Source organism: Terrabacter sp. RAF57, from assembly GCF_052113925.1.
Classification (GTDB): Bacteria; Actinomycetota; Actinomycetes; order Actinomycetales; family Dermatophilaceae; genus Terrabacter.
Genome location: NZ_JBFRDT010000022.1, coordinates 64092 through 81425, shown reverse-complemented (window position 1 = coordinate 81425; position 17334 = coordinate 64092). Strand labels below are relative to the sequence as shown.

General features: G+C 69.8%; 15 protein-coding genes. 4 read left to right on the top strand and 11 right to left on the bottom strand.

The genetic code is table 11. The features are described from left to right. Positions 1 to 108 precede the first annotated feature (108 nt). The 5 genes from AB4Y83_RS19625 to AB4Y83_RS19605 all read right to left on the bottom strand — a co-directional run bounded on the left by AB4Y83_RS19625 (position 109) and on the right by AB4Y83_RS19605 (position 6968). On the bottom strand, positions 109 to 1122 hold the full coding sequence (locus tag AB4Y83_RS19625) for a LacI family DNA-binding transcriptional regulator (RefSeq protein ID WP_020145689.1): 1014 nt from the start codon (positions 1120 to 1122) through the stop codon (positions 109 to 111). A 1-nt stretch (position 1123) separates the two neighbouring features. Further along, a complete protein-coding gene (locus tag AB4Y83_RS19620) occupies positions 1124 to 3010 on the bottom strand; it encodes a glycoside hydrolase family 13 protein (RefSeq protein ID WP_442297878.1) in 1887 nt (628 codons plus the stop codon). Then, a complete protein-coding gene (locus AB4Y83_RS19615; RefSeq protein ID WP_442297877.1) occupies positions 3007 to 3951 on the bottom strand; it encodes a sugar ABC transporter permease in 945 nt (314 codons plus the stop codon). Before AB4Y83_RS19615 ends, AB4Y83_RS19620 begins: the two co-directional genes overlap by 4 nt. Beyond that, a complete protein-coding gene (locus AB4Y83_RS19610) occupies positions 3951 to 5495 on the bottom strand; it encodes an ABC transporter permease subunit (protein WP_442297876.1) in 1545 nt (514 codons plus the stop codon). The genes AB4Y83_RS19615 and AB4Y83_RS19610 overlap by 1 nt, the downstream gene beginning before the upstream one ends. A gap of 150 nt (positions 5496 to 5645) precedes the next feature. Further along, complete coding sequence (locus tag AB4Y83_RS19605) at positions 5646 to 6968, bottom strand: sugar ABC transporter substrate-binding protein (protein ID WP_442275356.1); 1323 nt, start codon at positions 6966 to 6968, stop codon at positions 5646 to 5648. Between the two features lie 269 nt (positions 6969 to 7237). Between AB4Y83_RS19605 and AB4Y83_RS19600 the strand changes: the two genes are divergently transcribed. The 3 genes from AB4Y83_RS19600 (at position 7238) to AB4Y83_RS19590 (ending at position 10369) form a co-directional block, all read left to right on the top strand. Next, positions 7238 to 8341 (top strand): ABC transporter ATP-binding protein, encoded by a 1104-nt coding sequence (locus tag AB4Y83_RS19600; protein ID WP_028785824.1) that lies wholly within the window; start codon positions 7238 to 7240, stop codon positions 8339 to 8341. Between the two features lie 127 nt (positions 8342 to 8468). Beyond that, positions 8469 to 9128 (top strand): Pr6Pr family membrane protein, encoded by a 660-nt coding sequence (locus tag AB4Y83_RS19595; protein WP_442275357.1) that lies wholly within the window; start codon positions 8469 to 8471, stop codon positions 9126 to 9128. After that, positions 9125 to 10369: a DUF4032 domain-containing protein gene (locus AB4Y83_RS19590; RefSeq protein ID WP_442297875.1), complete on the top strand. Its 1245-nt coding sequence runs from the start codon at positions 9125 to 9127 to the stop codon at positions 10367 to 10369. The genes AB4Y83_RS19595 and AB4Y83_RS19590 overlap by 4 nt, the downstream gene beginning before the upstream one ends. A 60-nt stretch (positions 10370 to 10429) precedes the next feature. On the opposite strand, the gene AB4Y83_RS19585 is transcribed toward AB4Y83_RS19590, so the two are convergent. The 4 genes from AB4Y83_RS19585 to cysS form a co-directional block, all read right to left on the bottom strand. Beyond that, complete coding sequence (locus tag AB4Y83_RS19585) at positions 10430 to 10948, bottom strand: vitamin K epoxide reductase family protein (protein WP_442297874.1); 519 nt, start codon at positions 10946 to 10948, stop codon at positions 10430 to 10432. Between the two features lie 28 nt (positions 10949 to 10976). Continuing rightward, positions 10977 to 11828, bottom strand: coding sequence for a DUF929 family protein (locus AB4Y83_RS19580; RefSeq protein WP_442275360.1), 852 nt, complete (start codon positions 11826 to 11828; stop codon positions 10977 to 10979). Between the two features lie 247 nt (positions 11829 to 12075). Continuing rightward, complete coding sequence (gene rlmB / locus AB4Y83_RS19575) at positions 12076 to 13047, bottom strand: 23S rRNA (guanosine(2251)-2'-O)-methyltransferase RlmB (RefSeq protein ID WP_056771598.1); 972 nt, start codon at positions 13045 to 13047, stop codon at positions 12076 to 12078. A 1-nt stretch (position 13048) separates the two neighbouring features. Beyond that, entirely contained in the window at positions 13049 to 14548 is a 1500-nt protein-coding gene (gene cysS / locus AB4Y83_RS19570; protein WP_442297873.1) for a cysteine--tRNA ligase, read from the bottom strand. 118 nt (positions 14549 to 14666) lie between these two features. On the opposite strand from cysS, the gene AB4Y83_RS19565 reads away from it, so the two are divergent. Further along, entirely contained in the window at positions 14667 to 15416 is a 750-nt protein-coding gene (locus AB4Y83_RS19565; RefSeq protein WP_442275363.1) for a hypothetical protein, read from the top strand. A 72-nt stretch (positions 15417 to 15488) separates the two neighbouring features. Here AB4Y83_RS19565 and AB4Y83_RS19560 read toward each other — a convergent pair whose 3' ends face one another. Together AB4Y83_RS19560 and AB4Y83_RS19555 are read right to left on the bottom strand one after the other, a co-directional pair. Then, entirely contained in the window at positions 15489 to 16163 is a 675-nt protein-coding gene (locus tag AB4Y83_RS19560; protein ID WP_442297872.1) for an MBL fold metallo-hydrolase, read from the bottom strand. Beyond that, positions 16160 to 17242 carry an S-(hydroxymethyl)mycothiol dehydrogenase gene (locus tag AB4Y83_RS19555; protein ID WP_442297871.1) on the bottom strand — a complete coding sequence of 361 codons (1083 nt, stop codon included), beginning with the start codon at positions 17240 to 17242 and terminating at the stop codon, positions 16160 to 16162. Before AB4Y83_RS19555 ends, AB4Y83_RS19560 begins: the two co-directional genes overlap by 4 nt. Positions 17243 to 17334 lie beyond the last annotated feature (92 nt).

Sequence of the window (17334 nt, the reverse complement as noted above, 5' to 3'; positions counted from 1 at the left end):
CGGACGCGACCGGGCCACCCGGCATACGCACCCGCACTTCAGGGCACCACGGCCCCCGCACCGTCGGTCAGGGCAGGTATGCCGTCCGCTGGCGTCGGGTGACGCCCCTCAGTGGCGCCGGACGGCGCCGGTCGACCCGCGGACCACGAGCTCGGGGCGGAAGACGTACTCCGCTCGGGGAGAAGGTTGCCCGGCGATCTCGTCGAGCAGGGCGCGCACGGTCGCAGCACTCATCGCGTTGACGCTCTGGCGAACCGTCGTCAGGGGTGGGTCGGTGAAGGCGATGAGCGTCGAGTCGTCGTAGCCGACGACCGAGAAGTCGCGCGGCACGTTGAGACCGCGCTTGCGAGCCTCGCGGATCGCACCGAGAGCCATGAGGTCCGAGCCGCACACGACGGCCGTGGCGCCGCGGTCGAGGAGGCGACCGGCCGCCGTCGCGCCGCCCTCGACGCTGAACAGCGAGCGCTCGATGAGGTCGTCGACGTCGGAGCGACCCGTCAGCTCCTGCATCGAGTGGCGGAACCCGGCGATCTTGCGGATGACCGGCACGTAGCGGTCGGGTCCGACCGCGAGGCCGATCTCGCGGTGCCCGAGGCTCACGAGGTGCTCGAGCGCGAGCCCCATCGACGCGACGTCGTCGTTGCTGATGAAGGGCGCGTCGACACCCTCGATGTAACCGTTGACGAGCACGAGCGGCAGGTTGCGGTCACGCAGCGCGACGTAGCGGGCCGAGTCGGTCGTCGTGTCGGCATGCAGGCCGGAGATGAAGATGATGCCGGCGACACCGCGCTCGAGGAGCATCTGGACGTAGTCGTCCTCGTGGACTCCCCCGGCGACCTGGGTGCACAGCACCGGGGTGTAGCCGTTCTGCGCGAGGGAGTTCTCGATGATCTGTGCGAACGCCGGGAAGATCGGGTTGGTCAGCTCGGGGACGATGAGCCCCACCAGCCCGGCGCTCTTGCGCCGCAGGCGACTCGGCCGGTCGTAGCCGAGGACGTCGAGCGCCGTCAGCACGGCCTGGCGGGTCGACTCGGCCACCCCGGGCTTGCCGTTGAGCACCCGTGACACGGTGGCCTCCGACACGCTCGCCTGGTCGGCGATGTCACGCAGTCTTGCCTTCACGTCACCTCCCCCTTCGTCGCACGTGTCGTGGACCGTCGTCGGTCGGGCGCCACGTCCAGATGCTGACCCCGGGCCCGCTGGCGCTCAGTGTGACAGCACGCTTGCCGACCTTCGGACGCGGTCCGTATGCCGGTGTGCCGGACTCGATGCCCGCGAGGTGTCGCGGGTCGAGGACGACGGGCTCGTGCGCCGCGCGCGCCACGTGCACCAGTGCCACCTCGTCGAGCGTCTCGCGGAGGTAGACCATGGCGTCGCCCTCGGCGTGCACCCAGCGCAGGCCTCCGCGCCGCAACGCGACCGAGCGCTGGCGCGCCTGGATCAGGCCGCGGTAGACCGCGAGCGTGTCTGCGTCCCAGACGTTCTCGTCCCACGGCATCGGACGGCGACCGTCCTCGCCGAAGGTTCCCTCCATGCCGATCTCGTCGCCGTAGGTCATCATCGGCATCGACGGGAAGGTCATGAGCAGGCCGACAGCCGTCTCGACGGCGTCGGGGCCGACGAGGGTGCGGATCCGCGGCACGTCGTGGGACCCGACGAGGTTGAAGGAGTGGACGAGCGACTGCCAGGCGATCCGTGACGTGAAGTCACGCATCGTCTCGACGACCGCACCGGCTTCGAGGAGCGGCAGCGGCACGGGGGCACCGAGGAAGCGCGGGTCCTTCGGCTCCTCGCGCAGCCACGTCCACGTCGGCTTGCAGAAGCCGGCGTAGTTCATGACGCCGTGCCAGCCGTCGCCGGGCATGTCGGGCGTGTAGTCGTGGAAGTGCTCCCCGACGAGCAGGGCGTCCGGCGCGACCCGGCCCATGACGTCACGCATCTGTCGGGCGACGTCGTGGTTGACGTCGGTGGCACGCCAGCGACCGGTCATGTTCGCGACGTCGACGCGCCATCCGTCGAGCCCGCCCGAGCGGCCCAGCCACTTGCGTACGACCCCCTGGGGGTCCTCGAAGATGCGGTGTCGCAGGGCGGCGTTCAGGTGGTTGAGCTTCGGCAGGGACGGGACGCCGAGCCAGGCGACGTAGGTCCCGTCCTCCCAGATGTAGTAGTCGCGCTCGGGCGTGTTCTTCCCGCCCGGACCGGCCGCCTTGAGGAACCACTCGTGGGCGTTGCCCGTGTGGTTGGTCGTGAAGTCGCCCATCACCTTCATGCCGCGATCGTGGGCTGCCTTGGTGAGCCGGCGCAGGGCCGGGGCCCCGCCGAGGAGCGGGTCGATCTGCTCGAACGACGACGCGTCGTAGCGGTGGTTGGAGCGCGCCGGGAAGAAGGGCGTCATGTAGACGACGTCGACGCCGAGCGACTCGAGGTGGTCGAGGTGCTCGGTGATGCCGTCGAGGTCGCCGCCGTAGAGCTGGTGGGCGACACCCTTCGGGCTGAGGTCGACCGGGTCGGACCAGGCCGCGGCGACGGCCCAGTCGGGCGTCTCGTGCTTGTCGGCACCCTTCGAGCGCGCGAAGCGGTCGGGGAAGATCTGGTAGACGACCGACCCCAGTGCCCATTCGGGCGGCGGCGTGGCGTGCGCCACGAACCGGAAGTCGCTCGCGTCGGGGACGTCCCGATCGTGGATGCCGGTCCCGTTGAGCCACGCGTACTTCGTCGGGCCGCCCGTGAGCAGGAAGCGGTAGTTCGTGACCGGGTTGTGGCAGGTCAGGGTGGCACGCCACCAGTCGTCGGCGCCCGTGGTGCGGACCTTGCGCGCCACCGTGAAGGTCGCCTCGCCGTCGGGCGAGGTGCGCACGTGGACGGCCTCGACCCCGGCCTCGAGCGGGACGCGCACGAGCACGTCGACGCGGTCGCCGAGCCGGGGCGCCTGGTTGGAGACGTACCGCCCCGACCCGTCGTGGTGCGGCTGGCTCAGCCACGTCAGCTGGCGGGTCGGGGCAGGCGTCACTTCACGGATCCCGTGGTCAGGCCACCGACCAGCTGACGCTGGAAGGCGAGGTAGAGCAGCATGACGGGGATCGAGCCGAGCAGGGCGCCGGCCGTGAACCGCCCGAAGAGGGTGTTCGCGTCGTTGCCGAGCGTCATGCCGTAGAGGCCGACACCGAGCGTCTGGTTGTCGACGTCGGTGAGGAAGACGCTCGCCAGCATGAACTCGCCGTAGAGGCCGACGAAGACGAGCATGAAGACCGTCACGAGGATCGGCATGACCAGGCGCAGCGTCATCGTGAAGAAGATGCGAACGTGGCTCGCGCCGTCGACGATCGCCGCCTCGTCGAGCTCGCGCGGCACGGTGTCGAAGTAGCCCTTGAGGAGCCACACGTTGGCCCCGAGCGCCCCACCGAGATAGGCGAGGATCAGACCGGTGACGGTGTTGAGGCCGAGGGCCGGCAGCACGTCACCGATGCCCGCGAAGATGATGTACAGCGCGACGATGGCGAGCAGCGCCGGGAAGAACGTCGTCAGCAGCAGGAACATCATGCCGCCCCGGCGGCCCTTGAACCGCAGGCGCGAGAAGGCGAAGGCCGCGCACGCGCCGATGAAGACCGCGCCCAGCGCCCCCGAGAGCGAGATGATCATCGAGTTCTTGTACCAGGTCCAGAACGGGCGCGAGCTGTCGGTGAAGAGGTCGGTGAAGTTCTTCGTCGAGAAGCCCGAGGGCCACAGGCTCGCCGTGTTGAGCGTGCCGCTGGGGTTCGTCGCGGCCGAGTAGATGAAGAGGATCGGGAAGAGCGCCCACATCAGGGCGAGGATGCCCAGGGCGTGGCGCCACCACACCGAGCCGCCGAGACCGCCACGCTTGGGCGAGGCCGGCGTGCTGGCACCGGTCTCCTCCGCGATGCGGGTGTCCATGCGCGGGTCGGCAGGGACGGGAGCGTTGACGGTCGCCATCAGTTGACCTCCTCAAGGGCCTTGGTGCGACGGAAGCCCGGGATGCTCATCAGCGCCACGAGCAGGAAGATGATCACGGACACCGCGGCCGCGAAGCCGTAGTTGGGCGCGCTGCCCGAGAAGGCCAGGCGGTACGCGTACGTGATGAGCAGGTCGCTCGAGCCGATGCTCGTGTCGGCGCCGTTGAACGGGCCACCCTTGGTGAGCAGGTAGATGAGCCCGAAGTTGTTGAAGTTGAACGCGAACGACGCGAGCAGCAGCGGGCCGACGGCCACGAGCAGCAACGGCATGATGATCGAGCGGAGCGTCCGGAAGGCGTTCGCGCCGTCGATGATCGCGGCCTCACGCACGTCCTGCGGGATCGACTGGAGCGCGCCCGTGCACACGATGAACATGTACGGGAAGCCCAGCCAGAGGTTCGTGATGAGGATCGCGGCACGGGCTCCGCCCGTCGTTCCGAGCCAGTCGACGTCCAGTCCCAGCGTCTGGTTGATGATGCCGTAGTCCTGGTTGAACATGCCCTTCCACACCAGCGCCGTCACGAAGAACGGCAGGGCGTAGGGAAGGATCAGCAGCGACCGGTAGATGGACTTGCCGCGCAGGCGCGGGTCGTTGAAGAGCAGTGCGATGAGCATGCCCAGCAGGAAGGTCGTGAGCACCGACAGGACTGCGAAGGCGATGTTCCAGATGAAGATGCCGAGGAAGCCGCTTCGGATCGTGCTGTCGGTGAAGATGCGCGAGTAGTTCGCGAGGCCGACGCCCTCCTTCCAACCCTGTGGGAAGGACTGGCTGGAGTCGGCGACGTTGACCCAGCGGGCATCCTTGGGCTCGTACACCGTGGCCGGCGTCGTGGACGTGTCGGTCAGCTTGTCGGCGGCCGGGTCGTAGGTGACCGTGGCCTTGCCCTCGAAGGCCTCTGAGAGACCCACCGGTTTGATGCCACCCCCGTCGCTCGTCGGCACCGCGATGGCCGACAGGTCCTTGCTTCGGGCGTTCGCCTGCTTGGCCGTGAGGACGGTGTAGCCGGGCGCCTTGGTGATCTTGCCGATGGGGGTCTTCTCGACACCGGTCGCAGGTAGCGGCTTGAGACCGGTCTTGTCGCCGACGTACGTGCTGCCGTCGGGCTTGGTGAGGAGCAGGACGAGGTCTGCAGTGGTGGGGTCGCCGCCCTCGGCGGTCGCGACCGACATCTTGTAGCGGGGCGTGTCAGGGACCTCACGCACCGACTGGGCGATGATGTCGGTGACCGACTCCTGCTTGCTGTAGAGGTGTCCATCGCCGTAGTTCGTCGTCGACAGGCTCGCGGTGTAGATGACCGGCCAGAGCTGGAAGAGGGTCATGAAGATCAGACCCGGGACGAGGTACTTGAGCGGGACCGAACGTCTCGTCGCATAGACCACGAGGATTCCCATCCCCACGAGCCCCGCGATGACGACGGCCGTCGTGTTGCCTGCCTGCGCGAGCCTGGTGGCGATCCACAGGATGCCGGCCAGCGTCGCGACGATGAGAACCCACTTGATCGCGAGAGCGATGGGCTTGGTCATGTGACACGTCCTTTTGCGCCGACCCGGCGCCGTTGCCGTAGATGCACGAAGGGGAGCTCTCGCGGAGCTCCCCGGTGGCCCGTGCGCGGGCCGGGTTTCCGGGGTCCGCCCTCAGGACGGACCCCGGAACCCTTGTCAAGACTGAGGAGCTCAGCCCTTGGCGATGTTCGCCGTGATCTCCTTGGCAGCAGCGTCGAGACGCTCCTTCGCGCCGGCCTTGCCGGCGATGATGTCGGCGGTCGCCTGGCCGAAGGGGCCCCACACCGAGTTCATCGCGGGGATGTTCGGCATGGGCGAGCCGTCGATGCCGGCCTCGTACCAGGCCTTGACGTCGGGGTCGCTCGCGGCGACCTCGGCGTAGGCCTCCTTGAGAGCCGGCGGACGCTTGCCGACCTCGAAGAGCGCCAGCTGGACGTCCTTGCGCGGGATGTAGTTCGTGACGAACTCCTGCGCGAGGGCCGCGTTCTTGGCCTTGCTCGAGACGTAGAACATCTGGACACCGAGGAACGGACGCATGGCGCCGCCGCCGGTGAGGCTCGGCAGCGGGGCGATGCCGTAGTTGATGCCGGCTTCCTTCGCCTTGGCGACGCTCCACGGGCCGGAGATCATGAACGGGGTGGCCTTCGTGTCGAAGAGCGCGTCCTGGTTCGTGTCGTCGACGTTGGTCGAGAGGACCTTCTTCTTGCCGAGCTCGGCAAGGACGTCGCCACCCTTGATCGAGTCAGGGGTGTTGACGATGACCTTGTTCGGGTCGTAGTCGCCGTTGGGCTTGATGGCGAAGATGCCGCCCTCGGGGAACGCCGAGAGGTACGGGTAGGCGAAGTACGCGTTGCCGACCTTGGAGACGAACTGGCTGAGGACCTGCTTGGCCTTGCCCTCCTTGACGAGCTTCTCGCCGGTGGCGACGAGCTCGTCCATGGTCTTGGGCGGGTTCGGGACGAGGTCCTTGTTGTACATGAGGCCGATGTTCTCGACGGCGTAGGGCACGCCGTAGGACTGGCCGTTGAACTTGGTGGCCTCGATCGCCTTCGGCAGGAACTTCGCCGCGACGTCGGAGCTGAGGTTGACCGGAGCGACCGTCGAGTTCTGGACGAGCTCGCCGAGCCAGTCATGGGCGCCGACGATGACGTCGGGGCCCTTGCCGACCTTGGTCGCGTCCTTGAACTGGGCGCGGGTGTCGGTCGAGATCTGGACCTTGACGGTCACACCGTTCTCGGCGGCGAACTGGTCGGCATACTTCTGCACGGCCTTCGAGCGGTCGGCGTCGGTCCAGATGACGAGGTCGACGTTGGCGTCACGGACGGGAGCAGCGGTGCCACTCGGCGTCTCCGGGACACCGGTGGTCGTCGCCGCCTTGCTCGTGCCGGCGGCGCCGGTGTCGGACGGGGTGGTGGGGCTGGACCCACCGCAGGCGCTGAGGGCCAGGGCGGCAACACCCGTGACAGCAGCAGCGCCGAGCGCACGCTTGTGCATGGATTCTCCTTTGAAGCCAGGTGGCACACGCCGCCACCGGTGCCCCGGAATCTAGCAAGAAGTTGCAGATACCGGGAAGCCGCTTGCTGCAATTTTTTGCAACGTTCTGGACACAACACGAATCCGCAGGTCAGAGGGGTGCAGATGGACCAGGGGTGGCCTTCGGGGCGGGCATGGGTCATGATGACGAGGCCTGCTCACCCGGGCAGGCACACCTTTACAACGGATCGTCCGGCACGTTCCTGCCGGTGAAGGAAGGCAATGAAGCCATGGCAACAGTGACGTTCGACAACGCGACGAGGCAGTACCCCGGGAACCCGATTCCCTCCGTCGACAAGCTCAACATCGAGATCGCGGACGGGGAGTTCCTCGTCCTCGTCGGCCCCTCCGGGTGTGGCAAGTCCACCTCCCTGCGCATGCTCGCCGGCCTCGAGGAGGTCAACGGCGGACGCATCCTCATCGGTGACCGCGACGTGACGAACCTGTCCCCCAAGGACCGCGACGTCGCGATGGTCTTCCAGAACTACGCGCTCTACCCGCACATGACGGTCGCCGACAACATGGGCTTCGCGCTCAAGATCGCCGGCGTCGACAAGGCGGAGATCCGCAAGCGCGTCGAGGAGGCCGCCAAGATCCTCGACCTGACGCCGTACCTCGACCGCAAGCCGAAGGCCCTCTCCGGTGGCCAGCGCCAGCGCGTCGCGATGGGTCGTGCGATCGTGCGCTCCCCACAGGTGTTCCTCATGGACGAGCCGCTGTCCAACCTCGACGCCAAGCTCCGCGTCCAGACCCGCACGCAGATCGCCTCGCTCCAGCGCCGTCTCGGCGTCACGACGGTCTACGTCACGCACGACCAGGTCGAGGCCATGACGATGGGTGACCGCGTCGCGGTGCTCAAGGACGGCATCCTCCAGCAGTGCGACAGCCCGCGCCGCATGTACGACCACCCGGCCAACGTCTTCGTCGCCGGCTTCATCGGCTCGCCCGCCATGAACCTCATGGAGGTGCCGGTCACCGACGGCGGCGTCGACCTGCACGGCCACACCGTCCCCGTGGCGCGTGAGGACCTCGCCAACGTCGGCAAGAACGTCACGCTCGGTGTCCGCCCCGAGGACCTCGAGCTGTCGTCCGACCAGTCGGGCATCCCCGTCACGGTCGACGTCGTCGAGGAGCTCGGCGCCGACGCCTACATCTACGGCTCCACCGAGCAGAAGCTGCTCGAGGCCACCGGCGAGAACGCCGGCGCCGTGCCGTTCATCGCCCGCGTCGACGGTCGCCGCCCCCCGGAGAAGGGCGACAAGATCTACCTCAAGCCGAAGTCCGGCCACGTGCACGTCTTCAACGCCGAGTCGGGGCTGCGCGTCGGCGACTGAGCCACTCGCGTACCACCGCAGCACGCCGCTGGGCCGGCACCCTTCCTGGGTGCCGGCCCGGCTCCGTTGTGGCGCAACGCTGGACAGCATCCGGCACCGGGACCTCGGCAAGCCCTAGGCTCCGCGTGTGACCAAGTCGACGATCGGGCGGTACTGGCACGTCGCGACGCTCGTCGTCGCGGTCTTCGCGCTCGCCTTCCAGCTCTACCTCGTGGCGACGGGCGACAACATCCTCGACTCGAGCGCGGTGACGACCACCCGACCCGAGCAGGTGCGGCGCTTCTTCTCCTACTTCACGATCCAGGCGAACTTCCTCGTCGCGGTCTCGACGTTCCTCATCGTGCGCGGACGCATCGAGTCGCAGGTCTTTCGGGTCGTCCGCCTCGCGTCGCTCGTCGGGATCACGGTGACCGGGATCGTCGCCGCCATCGCACTCCCCCCGTCGCCGAACTACACGACGGGCTCTCTCGTCTGCGACCGGCTCCTGCACATCGTCGTGCCGGTCCTCACCTTCGTCGGGTGGGCCGTCTTCGGCCCGCGCGGCAAGGTCACCCGCGAGGACCTGCTGCCCTCGCTCATCTGGCCGGTCCTCTGGCTCGTGGCCACCCTCGCCCTCGGGCCGCTGGTCGACTGGTACCCCTACCCCTTCCTCAACGTCGGCTCCATCGGCCTGGGCCGCACCCTGCTCAACTGCGCCCTCATCGCCGTCCTCTTCCTGGCGCTGGCCGCCCTTGCGCTCTGGGCTGATCGACGCCTGTCGCGCGACCGTGCCACGATGAACGCGTGACGCTCGAGATCACCACCGCCAGGCCCGAGTCCGCCCTGCTCGACCTGCCGTGGTCGACACCGCTGGAGGAGTGGCCCGAGAGCCACCTCGCCGCGCTGCCCCGAGGCATCTCGCGTCACGTCGTGCGCTTCGTCAAGCTCGGGCCGCGCGTCCTCGCCGTCAAGGAGATCAAGGACGACATCGCCGACCGCGAGTACGCCATGCTGCGCAACCTGCGTCGCCTCGACGTGCCGTCGGTCGAGCCGTTCGGTGTCGTCCACGGTCGCACGACGGCCGACGGGGAGCCGCTCGACGCCTGCCTCATCACGCGCCACCTGCAGTTCTCCCTGCCCTACCGCGCGCTCTACAGCCAGAACCTCCGGCCCGACACGGCAGTGCGTCTCATGGACGCGCTGGCGGTCCTGCTCGTGCGCCTGCACCTCGAGGGCTTCTGGTGGGGCGACGTGTCGCTCTCCAACACGCTCTTCCGTCGTGACGCGGGCGCCTTCGCCGCCTACCTCGTGGACGCCGAGACCGGTGAGCTGCACGCACGGCTGTCCAACGGCCAGCGCGAGCACGACCTCGACATCGCCCGGGTCAACATCGCCGGCGAGCTCATGGACYTCGCGGCCGGGGGCTTCCTCGAGGAGCACGCGGACCCCTTCGAGGTGTCTGCATCGGTCATCGAGCGCTACCACACGCTGTGGGACGCCCTCACCGGCACGGAGCGCTTCGAGGTCGGTGACCGCTGGCGGGTCGACGAGCGCATCCGGCGCCTCAACGAGCTCGGCTTCGACGTCGACGAGCTGTCGATGACGACCGACATCGGCGGCACCGAGATCGTCATCACCCCGAAGGTCGTCGACGCGGGCCACCACTCCCGCCGCCTGCTGCGCCTGACCGGCCTCGACGTCGGCGAGAACCAGGCCCGCCGCCTGCTCAACGACCTCGACGCGTACGCCGCCGCGACCGACCGCCAGGGTGACGACGAGGAGATCGTCGCGCACGACTGGCTCGCCAAGATCTACGAGCCGGTGACGCGTGCCGTGCCTCGAGAGCTGACCGGCCGCCTCGAGCCGGCCGAGATCTTCCACGAGGTGCTCGAGCACCGCTGGTACATGAGCGAGCGCGCCGGGCACGACACCCCCATCGAGGACGCGCTGCGCGACTACGTCGCGACGGTGCTGCCGATGAAGCCCGAGGAGAAGTCCGTGGTCGGCGTCGACACCGAGGAGATGCCGGTCATCGGCCGTTTCGACTGAGGACGTATGCCGTCCGGCTGGGTCGAGGTGGTTCGTCGCCGCCCGGCGCGACGGCACACCTCAACCCGCCACGGCGTCCTCGTCGGTGCCCATCGCGAGGTCGTCAGCCGGTCCCGAGAGGATCTGGCCGAAGAGGACGACGATCCAGAGCAGGAACGTCACGACGTGGACGGCCGTGCACCACAGGCAGATCGCGTGGATCCGGTAGAGCTCGGCCCACACGAGGTAGAGCGCCATGCCGAGGCCGATCGTGAGCCAGGCGAGGCGGACGGCGTCGAGCCAGGGCTCCGGCCGCCGCCAGAGCGACGGGAGGCAGAGGCCCAGGGCGACGACGAAGAAGACGAGGCCGAGCAGCGCGACGGGCACGCCGATGAAGGTGCTCCACGCGCTCGTCGTCACCTTCGCGCAGTCGACGACGCCGCCGATGCTGCAGGCGAGGGTCGCGTTGGCGGTGAAGTGCTCGAACGTCAGGTAGACCGAGACGATCAGCCCGACGACGGCGAGGCCGACGGACACCGGGGCGAGCCACCCGGGTCGGACTCGCCCGGCACGGACCGGGACGCCGTCGACCGTGGTCACGTCGTCACGCTGCGTGCGCACGCCGACGTCACCGCTTGAGCAGCACGGACGCGGCCGCCACGCCCTGGCTCGTGCAGACGTTGGCGGGCTTGCCCTTGGTCTGGTCGCAGATCTGGGCGGTGATCATGTTGATGGCCGGCGTCACGGTCTTGCCGATGTCGGACGTCGGGTCCTGGATGCCGGCGATGATCTGGTCGTAGGTCTTGCCCTCGAAGGCGTTGGCGTCGACCGTCGCGCCGTCGGTGGCGTGGGTGCCGCCGTAGGTGATCCACGGGATGCCGCCACCGGGGTTGAACTTCTGGAAGAGCGCGAGGTTCTCGCCGTCCAGGGTCTGCAGCGGCTGCTTGTTGCGGTCCTGGGTCTCGACGGCCTCGAACGCGACGACGTCGCTGGTGTACTTCGCGTCCTTGAAGGAGAACGTCGGGGTGTTCGGGTGGACGTCGTCGCTCGAGCTCGTCGTCTCGGTGACACCGGTGAACGTGCCGAAACGGGACAGCGCCCCGATGAGCGCCCAGCGCTCCATCGCGCAGAACGGGCAGTACTCGGCGCCGATGTAGAGCACCTTCGGCTTGCCGTCCTGGGTCAGTGCCGTGCCCCCCTGGAGCTTGGCGGGGGCCTGCTCCGGCGTCGGCGCGGGAGCCTGGTCGAAGAGGGAGGCGGGCAGCTTCTCGAGGGTGGCGAGCGCGGCCGCCCCGCCGCTCGCCGCGGGGGCAGCCTGGGGCCGGTTGGAGATGACGATCCCCAGGACGACCGCGATCACGATGACGACCACCGCGACCGACGCGGCGATGACCTGCGTGCGCTGACGGTCCTTGCGGGCGGCCTCGGCGCGCAGCTGCGCTGCCCTGGCGGCCGTCTCGGCACGGTTGCTCTTCGCCACGAATCTTGTCCTTCGGTCGGTCCCGCTGCGGAGCCGCAGCGCTCGGTTGCGCGCCCTCACCGGCACGTCACGGCGTACTACAGGGCGTAGTGGAGGTCGACAGCACTCTATCGAGCACCACCTGACCAGCGTCGGGCGGGCCGTAGGAGTTCCCTGAGCGTATGCCGGACGGTCGCCAGTGGCCGGATCGTGACCTCGGCCGCCCGCCGCCCGCCACCGGCTGGCCGGCCGGGGTCACCGGCGAGAGTCAGCGGCGGCGCTGGCGGGCGATCTCGTAGAGCGTGACGCCCGTGGCGAGGCCGGCGTTGAGCGACTCGACGGCAGAGCTCATCGGGATCGACACGATCTGGTCGCACGTCTCGCGGACGAGTCGCGAGAGGCCCTTGCCCTCCGACCCGGTCACGATGACGAGCGGCTCCGTCGCGAGGGAGAGGTCGGGCAGCTCGACGTCGCCGTCCATGTCGAGACCGAGGATGAAGAAGCCGGCCTTCTTGAACTCCTCGAGGGCGCGGGTCAGGTTGCTCGCGCGCGCCACGGGGATGCGGGCCGCAGCACCGGCCGACGTCTTCCACGCCGACGCGGTCATCCCGACCGAGCGACGCTCGGGCACGACGACGCCGTGGCCGCCGAAGGCCGCCACGGAGCGCACGATGGCGCCGAGGTTGCGCGGGTCGGTGATGCCGTCTAGCGCCACGACGAGCGGGATGCCGGGCATCTCGGGGTCGATGAGGTCGTTCGGGTGGGCGTACTCGTAGGGCGGCACCTGCAGCGCCATGCCCTGGTGCACGCCGCCGTCGGTGAGGCGGTCGAGCTCGCCACGCGGCGTCTCGAGGATCGCGAGGCCACGCTCGGTCGCGATCTTGAGCGCCTCGCGCACGCGGTCGTCGGTGTCGATGCGGGTGGCGATGTACATCGTCGCCACCGGCACGTCGGCTCGCAGCGCCTCGACGACGGAGTTGCGGCCGTAGACCATCTCGCTCGAGGCCTTGCTGCGGCTCTTCGAGCGGGCCTGGCCGCGTCCGCCCGGTCCGGGCGCACCGGAGCCGGACCGCTTCGCCGCGGCCTTGGCGCGCTTGTGGGCGGGGTGGTACTCGCGCTCGGAGGCCTTGGGCGTGGGGCCCTTGCCCTCGAGTCCGCGGCGGCGCTGGCCGCCGGAGCCCACGGTCGCGCCCTTGCTGTTCTTGCGGATGGCGCCGCGCCGCTGGGAGTTGCCTGGCATGTCAGCCCTGTGCCTTCTCGGCCCGGGGGGCCGCGGTGGGGTGGTCGGTGGTGGTGGCGGTCTCGGCGTCGCCGCGCGCCGGGCGGGCGAGCGACCACTGGGCGCCGGACGGGGTGTCGGTGATCTCGATGCCGACCGCCGTGAGCGTGTCGCGGATCTCGTCGGCCCGCTCGAAGTCGCGCTCCTGGCGGGCGACCTGGCGGGCGTCGAGCTGGGCCCGCACGAGGGCGTCGAGGGCCAGCTCCGAGGCGGCGTCCTCGCGGCTGCCGCCGGAGCCCCAGTGCGCAGCGAGCGGGTTGATGCCGAGCACCCCGGTCATGGCGACGACGGCGGCCGCCGCCTCGAGGGCCGCCTCGTCGTCGTCCTCGTCGAGGGCGCTGTTGCCGGCACGCACCGTGTCGTGCACGACGGCGAGCGCCCCGCTGACTCCGAGGTCATCGTCCATCGAGGCGACGAAGGCGGCCGGGAGCGCGGCAGCCGCCAGGGGCACGATCGTGCCGCGTCGTGCGGCGCGTTCGAGGAAGCCCTCGATGCGCTCGACGGCGGCCGCGGCCTCCTCGAGCGAGCCGGGGTGGTACTCGATCATCGAGCGGTAGTGCGCGGCCGTGAGGTAGTAGCGCAGCACGATCGGTCGCGTCTGCTCGAGCAGGTGACGCACCTCGAGGGCGTTGCCGAGGGACTTGCCCATCTTCTGGCCCTTGACCGTGACCCACGCGTTGTGGAGCCAGTAGCGGGCGAAGCCGAGCCCGGCCGCGCGCGACTGCGCCTGCTCGTTCTCGTGGTGCGGGAAGCGCAGGTCGATGCCACCGCCGTGGATGTCGAACTCGTCGCCGAGCCAGCGTCGGGCCATCGCCGAGCACTCGAGGTGCCAGCCCGGACGACCGGCGCCGAAGGGCGTCGGCCACGACGCGCTCTCGGGCTCGTCGGACTTGTGGCCCTTCCAGAGCGCGAAGTCGCGCGGGTCGCGCTTGCCGCGGGGGTCGGCGTCGTCGGCGCCCACCATGTCGTCGAGCGACTGGCCCGTCAGAGAGCCGTACTCGGGCCACGAGCGCACGTCGAAGTACACGTCGCCGCTGCCGTCGGGGGCGGCATACGCGTGGCCCTTCTCGATGAGCGTCTCCATGAGGGTCACCATGTCGGGGACGTGACCGGTCGCCCGCGGCTCGTAGGTGGCCGGCTCGACGCCGAGCGCGTCGAGCGCCTGCGAGGTGAGGCGCTCGTTGCGGTAGGTCAGGGCGAACCAGTCCTCGCCGGCGTCGGCGGCCTTGCGCAGCACCTTGTCGTCGATGTCGGTGACGTTGCGCACGAGCGTGACGTCGTAGCCGTGACCGACCTCGAGCCAGCGGCGCAGCACGTCGAACGCGACGGCGAACCGGATGTGCCCGATGTGCGGCGCACCCTGCGTCGTGAGGCCACAGATGTACATGCCGACCTTGCCCGCCTCGCGCGGCGTGAAGTCGCGCAGCTCCCGGGTCGCGGTGTCGAACAGTCGTAGGCTCACCCGCCGAAGTCTATCGGCGCGTCGCCGCGCACCCGACCACGCACGTACGAGCACGTATGCCGTCCGGCCGGCCCACGAGCGAGCCCTCCCCCGGGCGCCGCGCGGCTACAGTCGGCCCATGGCGCAACCGCGGCTCACGAGCTACGAGCGGCTCGACGGCTCCGAGGTGCGCGCCGTCATCAGCTACCTCGGCGAACGCATCGACACCTACCTGCCGCGCCACCCGGGCCTGCGAGCGGCCACCGAGGAGCTCGGCAAGGTCGTCGACGCCCTCCTCGACCGCCGCCGCCGCGCTCCCGCCCAGCGGGCCGCCCTGGTGTGGGCCTCGCGGGCCCTCATCGTCGTCGTCCTCGTCGTGTCGCTCGTCGCGGTCGGCATCGCGGTGCGTGACGCCGTCGGCCGGGCCGGGTCCGTCGCCGCCTTCGAGTGGCTGCCCGTCGTCGAGAGCCTCATCAACGACCTCGTCTTCGCCGGCATCGCGATCTGGTTCCTCCTGTCGCTCGCCGACCGTGTCGTGCGCAACGACCTCATCCGCCGGCTGCACCGCCTCCGCTCGCTCGCCCACATCATCGACATGCACCAGATGAGCAAGGACCCGGCGGCCCTGCTGCCCGACACCCGGCTCGGCACCGTGGCCGGCGACGAGGTCGTCAGCCCGCGCACGATGTCGGTGCGCGACTACGCCCTCTACCTCGAGTACTGCTCCGAGCTCCTGTCGCTGACGTCCAAGGCCGCAGCCCTGTGCGCCGAGGAGTCGACCGACGCCCTCGTCCTCGACACCGTGAGCGAGATCGAGAACCTCACGACCGGCATGGGCCGCAAGATCTGGCAGAAGATCAGCCTGCTGCGCGACGCGCCCCGCGCCTGAGCGAGCGGGGACCGCCGACCCGGGCACCCGGCATACGCCCGCTTGCGTATGCCGGGTGGCTCGGCAGGTCGGTCAGTGACCCCGGCGGATCCACTCCTCGACGTCCGGCTTCTCGTCGCCGATGGTCGTCGCGCGGCCGTGACCGGTGAGGACGACCGTCTCGGGTGGGAGCGGGAGCAGCTGGTCCTTGATCGACTCGACGATGGTCGGGAAGTCGGAGTAGGACCGACCGGTCGCGCCGGGGCCGCCCTGGAAGAGCGTGTCACCGGTGAAGACGACCCCGAGGTCGCGGGCGTGGAAGCAGCAGGCTCCCGGCGCGTGGCCGGGGGTGTGCAGCACGAAGAGCTCCACGTCGCCGACCTGCACGACGTCGCCGTCGGCGAGGTCCAGCGACGGGGCGAGGTCGGGGTGGCTCTGGTCCCACAGGACGCGGTCGTCGGGGTGCAGCGCGACCTTCGCCCCGGGATGGGCGGCGAGCAGCTCGGGCACGACCGTGACGTGGTCGTCGTGGGCGTGCGTCAGCAGGACGTGGGTGAGGCGACGGTCACCGACGAGCTCGAGGATCGGGCCGGCGTCGTGCGGGGCGTCGATGACGACGCACTCCGTGTCGTCGCCGATCACCCAGACGTTGTTCTCGACCTCCCACGTGCCGCCGTCGAGGCTGAAGGTGCCCGAGGTCGTCGTGTGGTCGATGCGGACGCCGCCCTGCGAGGGCGTGACCCGGTCGCCCGCCGCGTCGGCGCTCACAGCTCGACCACCGATCGCAGGACCTCACCGGCGTGCATCTTGTCGAACGCCGCCTCGATGTCCGCGAGGCCGATCCGCTCGGAGACGAAGGCGTCGAGGTCGAAACGGCCCTGCTTGTAGAGGTCGACGAGCATCGGGAAGTCCCGGCTCGGGAGGCAGTCGCCGTACCAGCTGGACTTGAGGCTGCCCCCACGGCCGAAGATCTCGATCATCGGCAGGGTGACCTGCTGGTCCGGCGTGGGCACGCCGACGAGGACGACGGTGCCGGCGAGGTCTCGCGCGTAGAACGCCTGCTCGTAGGTCTCGGGGCGGCCGACCGCCTCGACGACGACGTCGGCGCCGTTGCCGTCGGTGAGGCTGCGGATCGCCCCGACGGCGTCGGTGTGCGTGCTGTTGACGGTGTGCGTCGCGCCGAAGTGCTTGGCCTGCTCGAGCTTCGCGTCGCTGACGTCGACGGCGATGATCGTCGTCGCGCCGGCCACCTTGGCACCGGCGATCGCGGCGTTGCCGACGCCGCCGCAGCCGATGACGGCGATCGAGTCGCCGCGCCCCACGCCGCCGGTGTTGACGGCCGCACCGAAGCCGGCCATGACGCCGCAGCCGAGCAGACCGACGGCAGCGGCGTCGGCCTCGGGCACCTTGGTGCACTGGCCGGCGGCGACGAGCGTCTTCTCGATGAAGGCTCCGATGCCCAGGGCGGGGGTCAGCTCGGTCCCGTCGGTCAGCGTCATCTTCTGCGTGGCGTTGTGCGTGTTGAAGCAGTACCAGGGCTTGCCCTTGGCGCAGGCCCGGCACTGGCCGCACACAGCGCGCCAGTTGAGGATGACGAAGTCGCCCGGGGCGACGTCGGTGACGCCCTCACCCACGGCCTCGACGTAGCCGGCGGCCTCGTGGCCGAGCAGGAAGGGGTAGTCGTCGTTGATGCCGCCCTCGCGGTAGTGCAGGTCGGTGTGGCACACCCCGCAGGTCTCGATCTTGACGACCGCCTCACCCGGGCCCGGGTCCGGCACGACGACGTCGACGACCTCGACGTCGGCCCCCTTGCTGCGGCTGATGACACCCTTGACGGTCTGCGGCATGTTGGCTCCCTCGGCGTGCGTCCCTGCGGTCCCCTCGATCCTGACAGACCCTCCCACCGCTCGACGCGGGCGGCCTCCCCGTCACCCTCGAG

Coding starts and splice junctions, on each gene's coding strand:
- AB4Y83_RS19615 (WP_442297877.1), bottom strand. CDS start 3,951: ATGGCGACCGTCAACGCTCCCGTCCCTGCCGACCCGCGCATGGACACC.
- AB4Y83_RS19610 (WP_442297876.1), bottom strand. CDS start 5,495: ATGACCAAGCCCATCGCTCTCGCGATCAAGTGGGTTCTCATCGTCGCG.
- AB4Y83_RS19605 (WP_442275356.1), bottom strand. CDS start 6,968: ATGCACAAGCGTGCGCTCGGCGCTGCTGCTGTCACGGGTGTTGCCGCC.
- AB4Y83_RS19600 (WP_028785824.1), top strand. CDS start 7,238: ATGGCAACAGTGACGTTCGACAACGCGACGAGGCAGTACCCCGGGAAC.
- rlmB (WP_056771598.1), bottom strand. CDS start 13,047: ATGCCAGGCAACTCCCAGCGGCGCGGCGCCATCCGCAAGAACAGCAAG.
- AB4Y83_RS19565 (WP_442275363.1), top strand. CDS start 14,667: ATGGCGCAACCGCGGCTCACGAGCTACGAGCGGCTCGACGGCTCCGAG.
- AB4Y83_RS19555 (WP_442297871.1), bottom strand. CDS start 17,242: ATGCCGCAGACCGTCAAGGGTGTCATCAGCCGCAGCAAGGGGGCCGAC.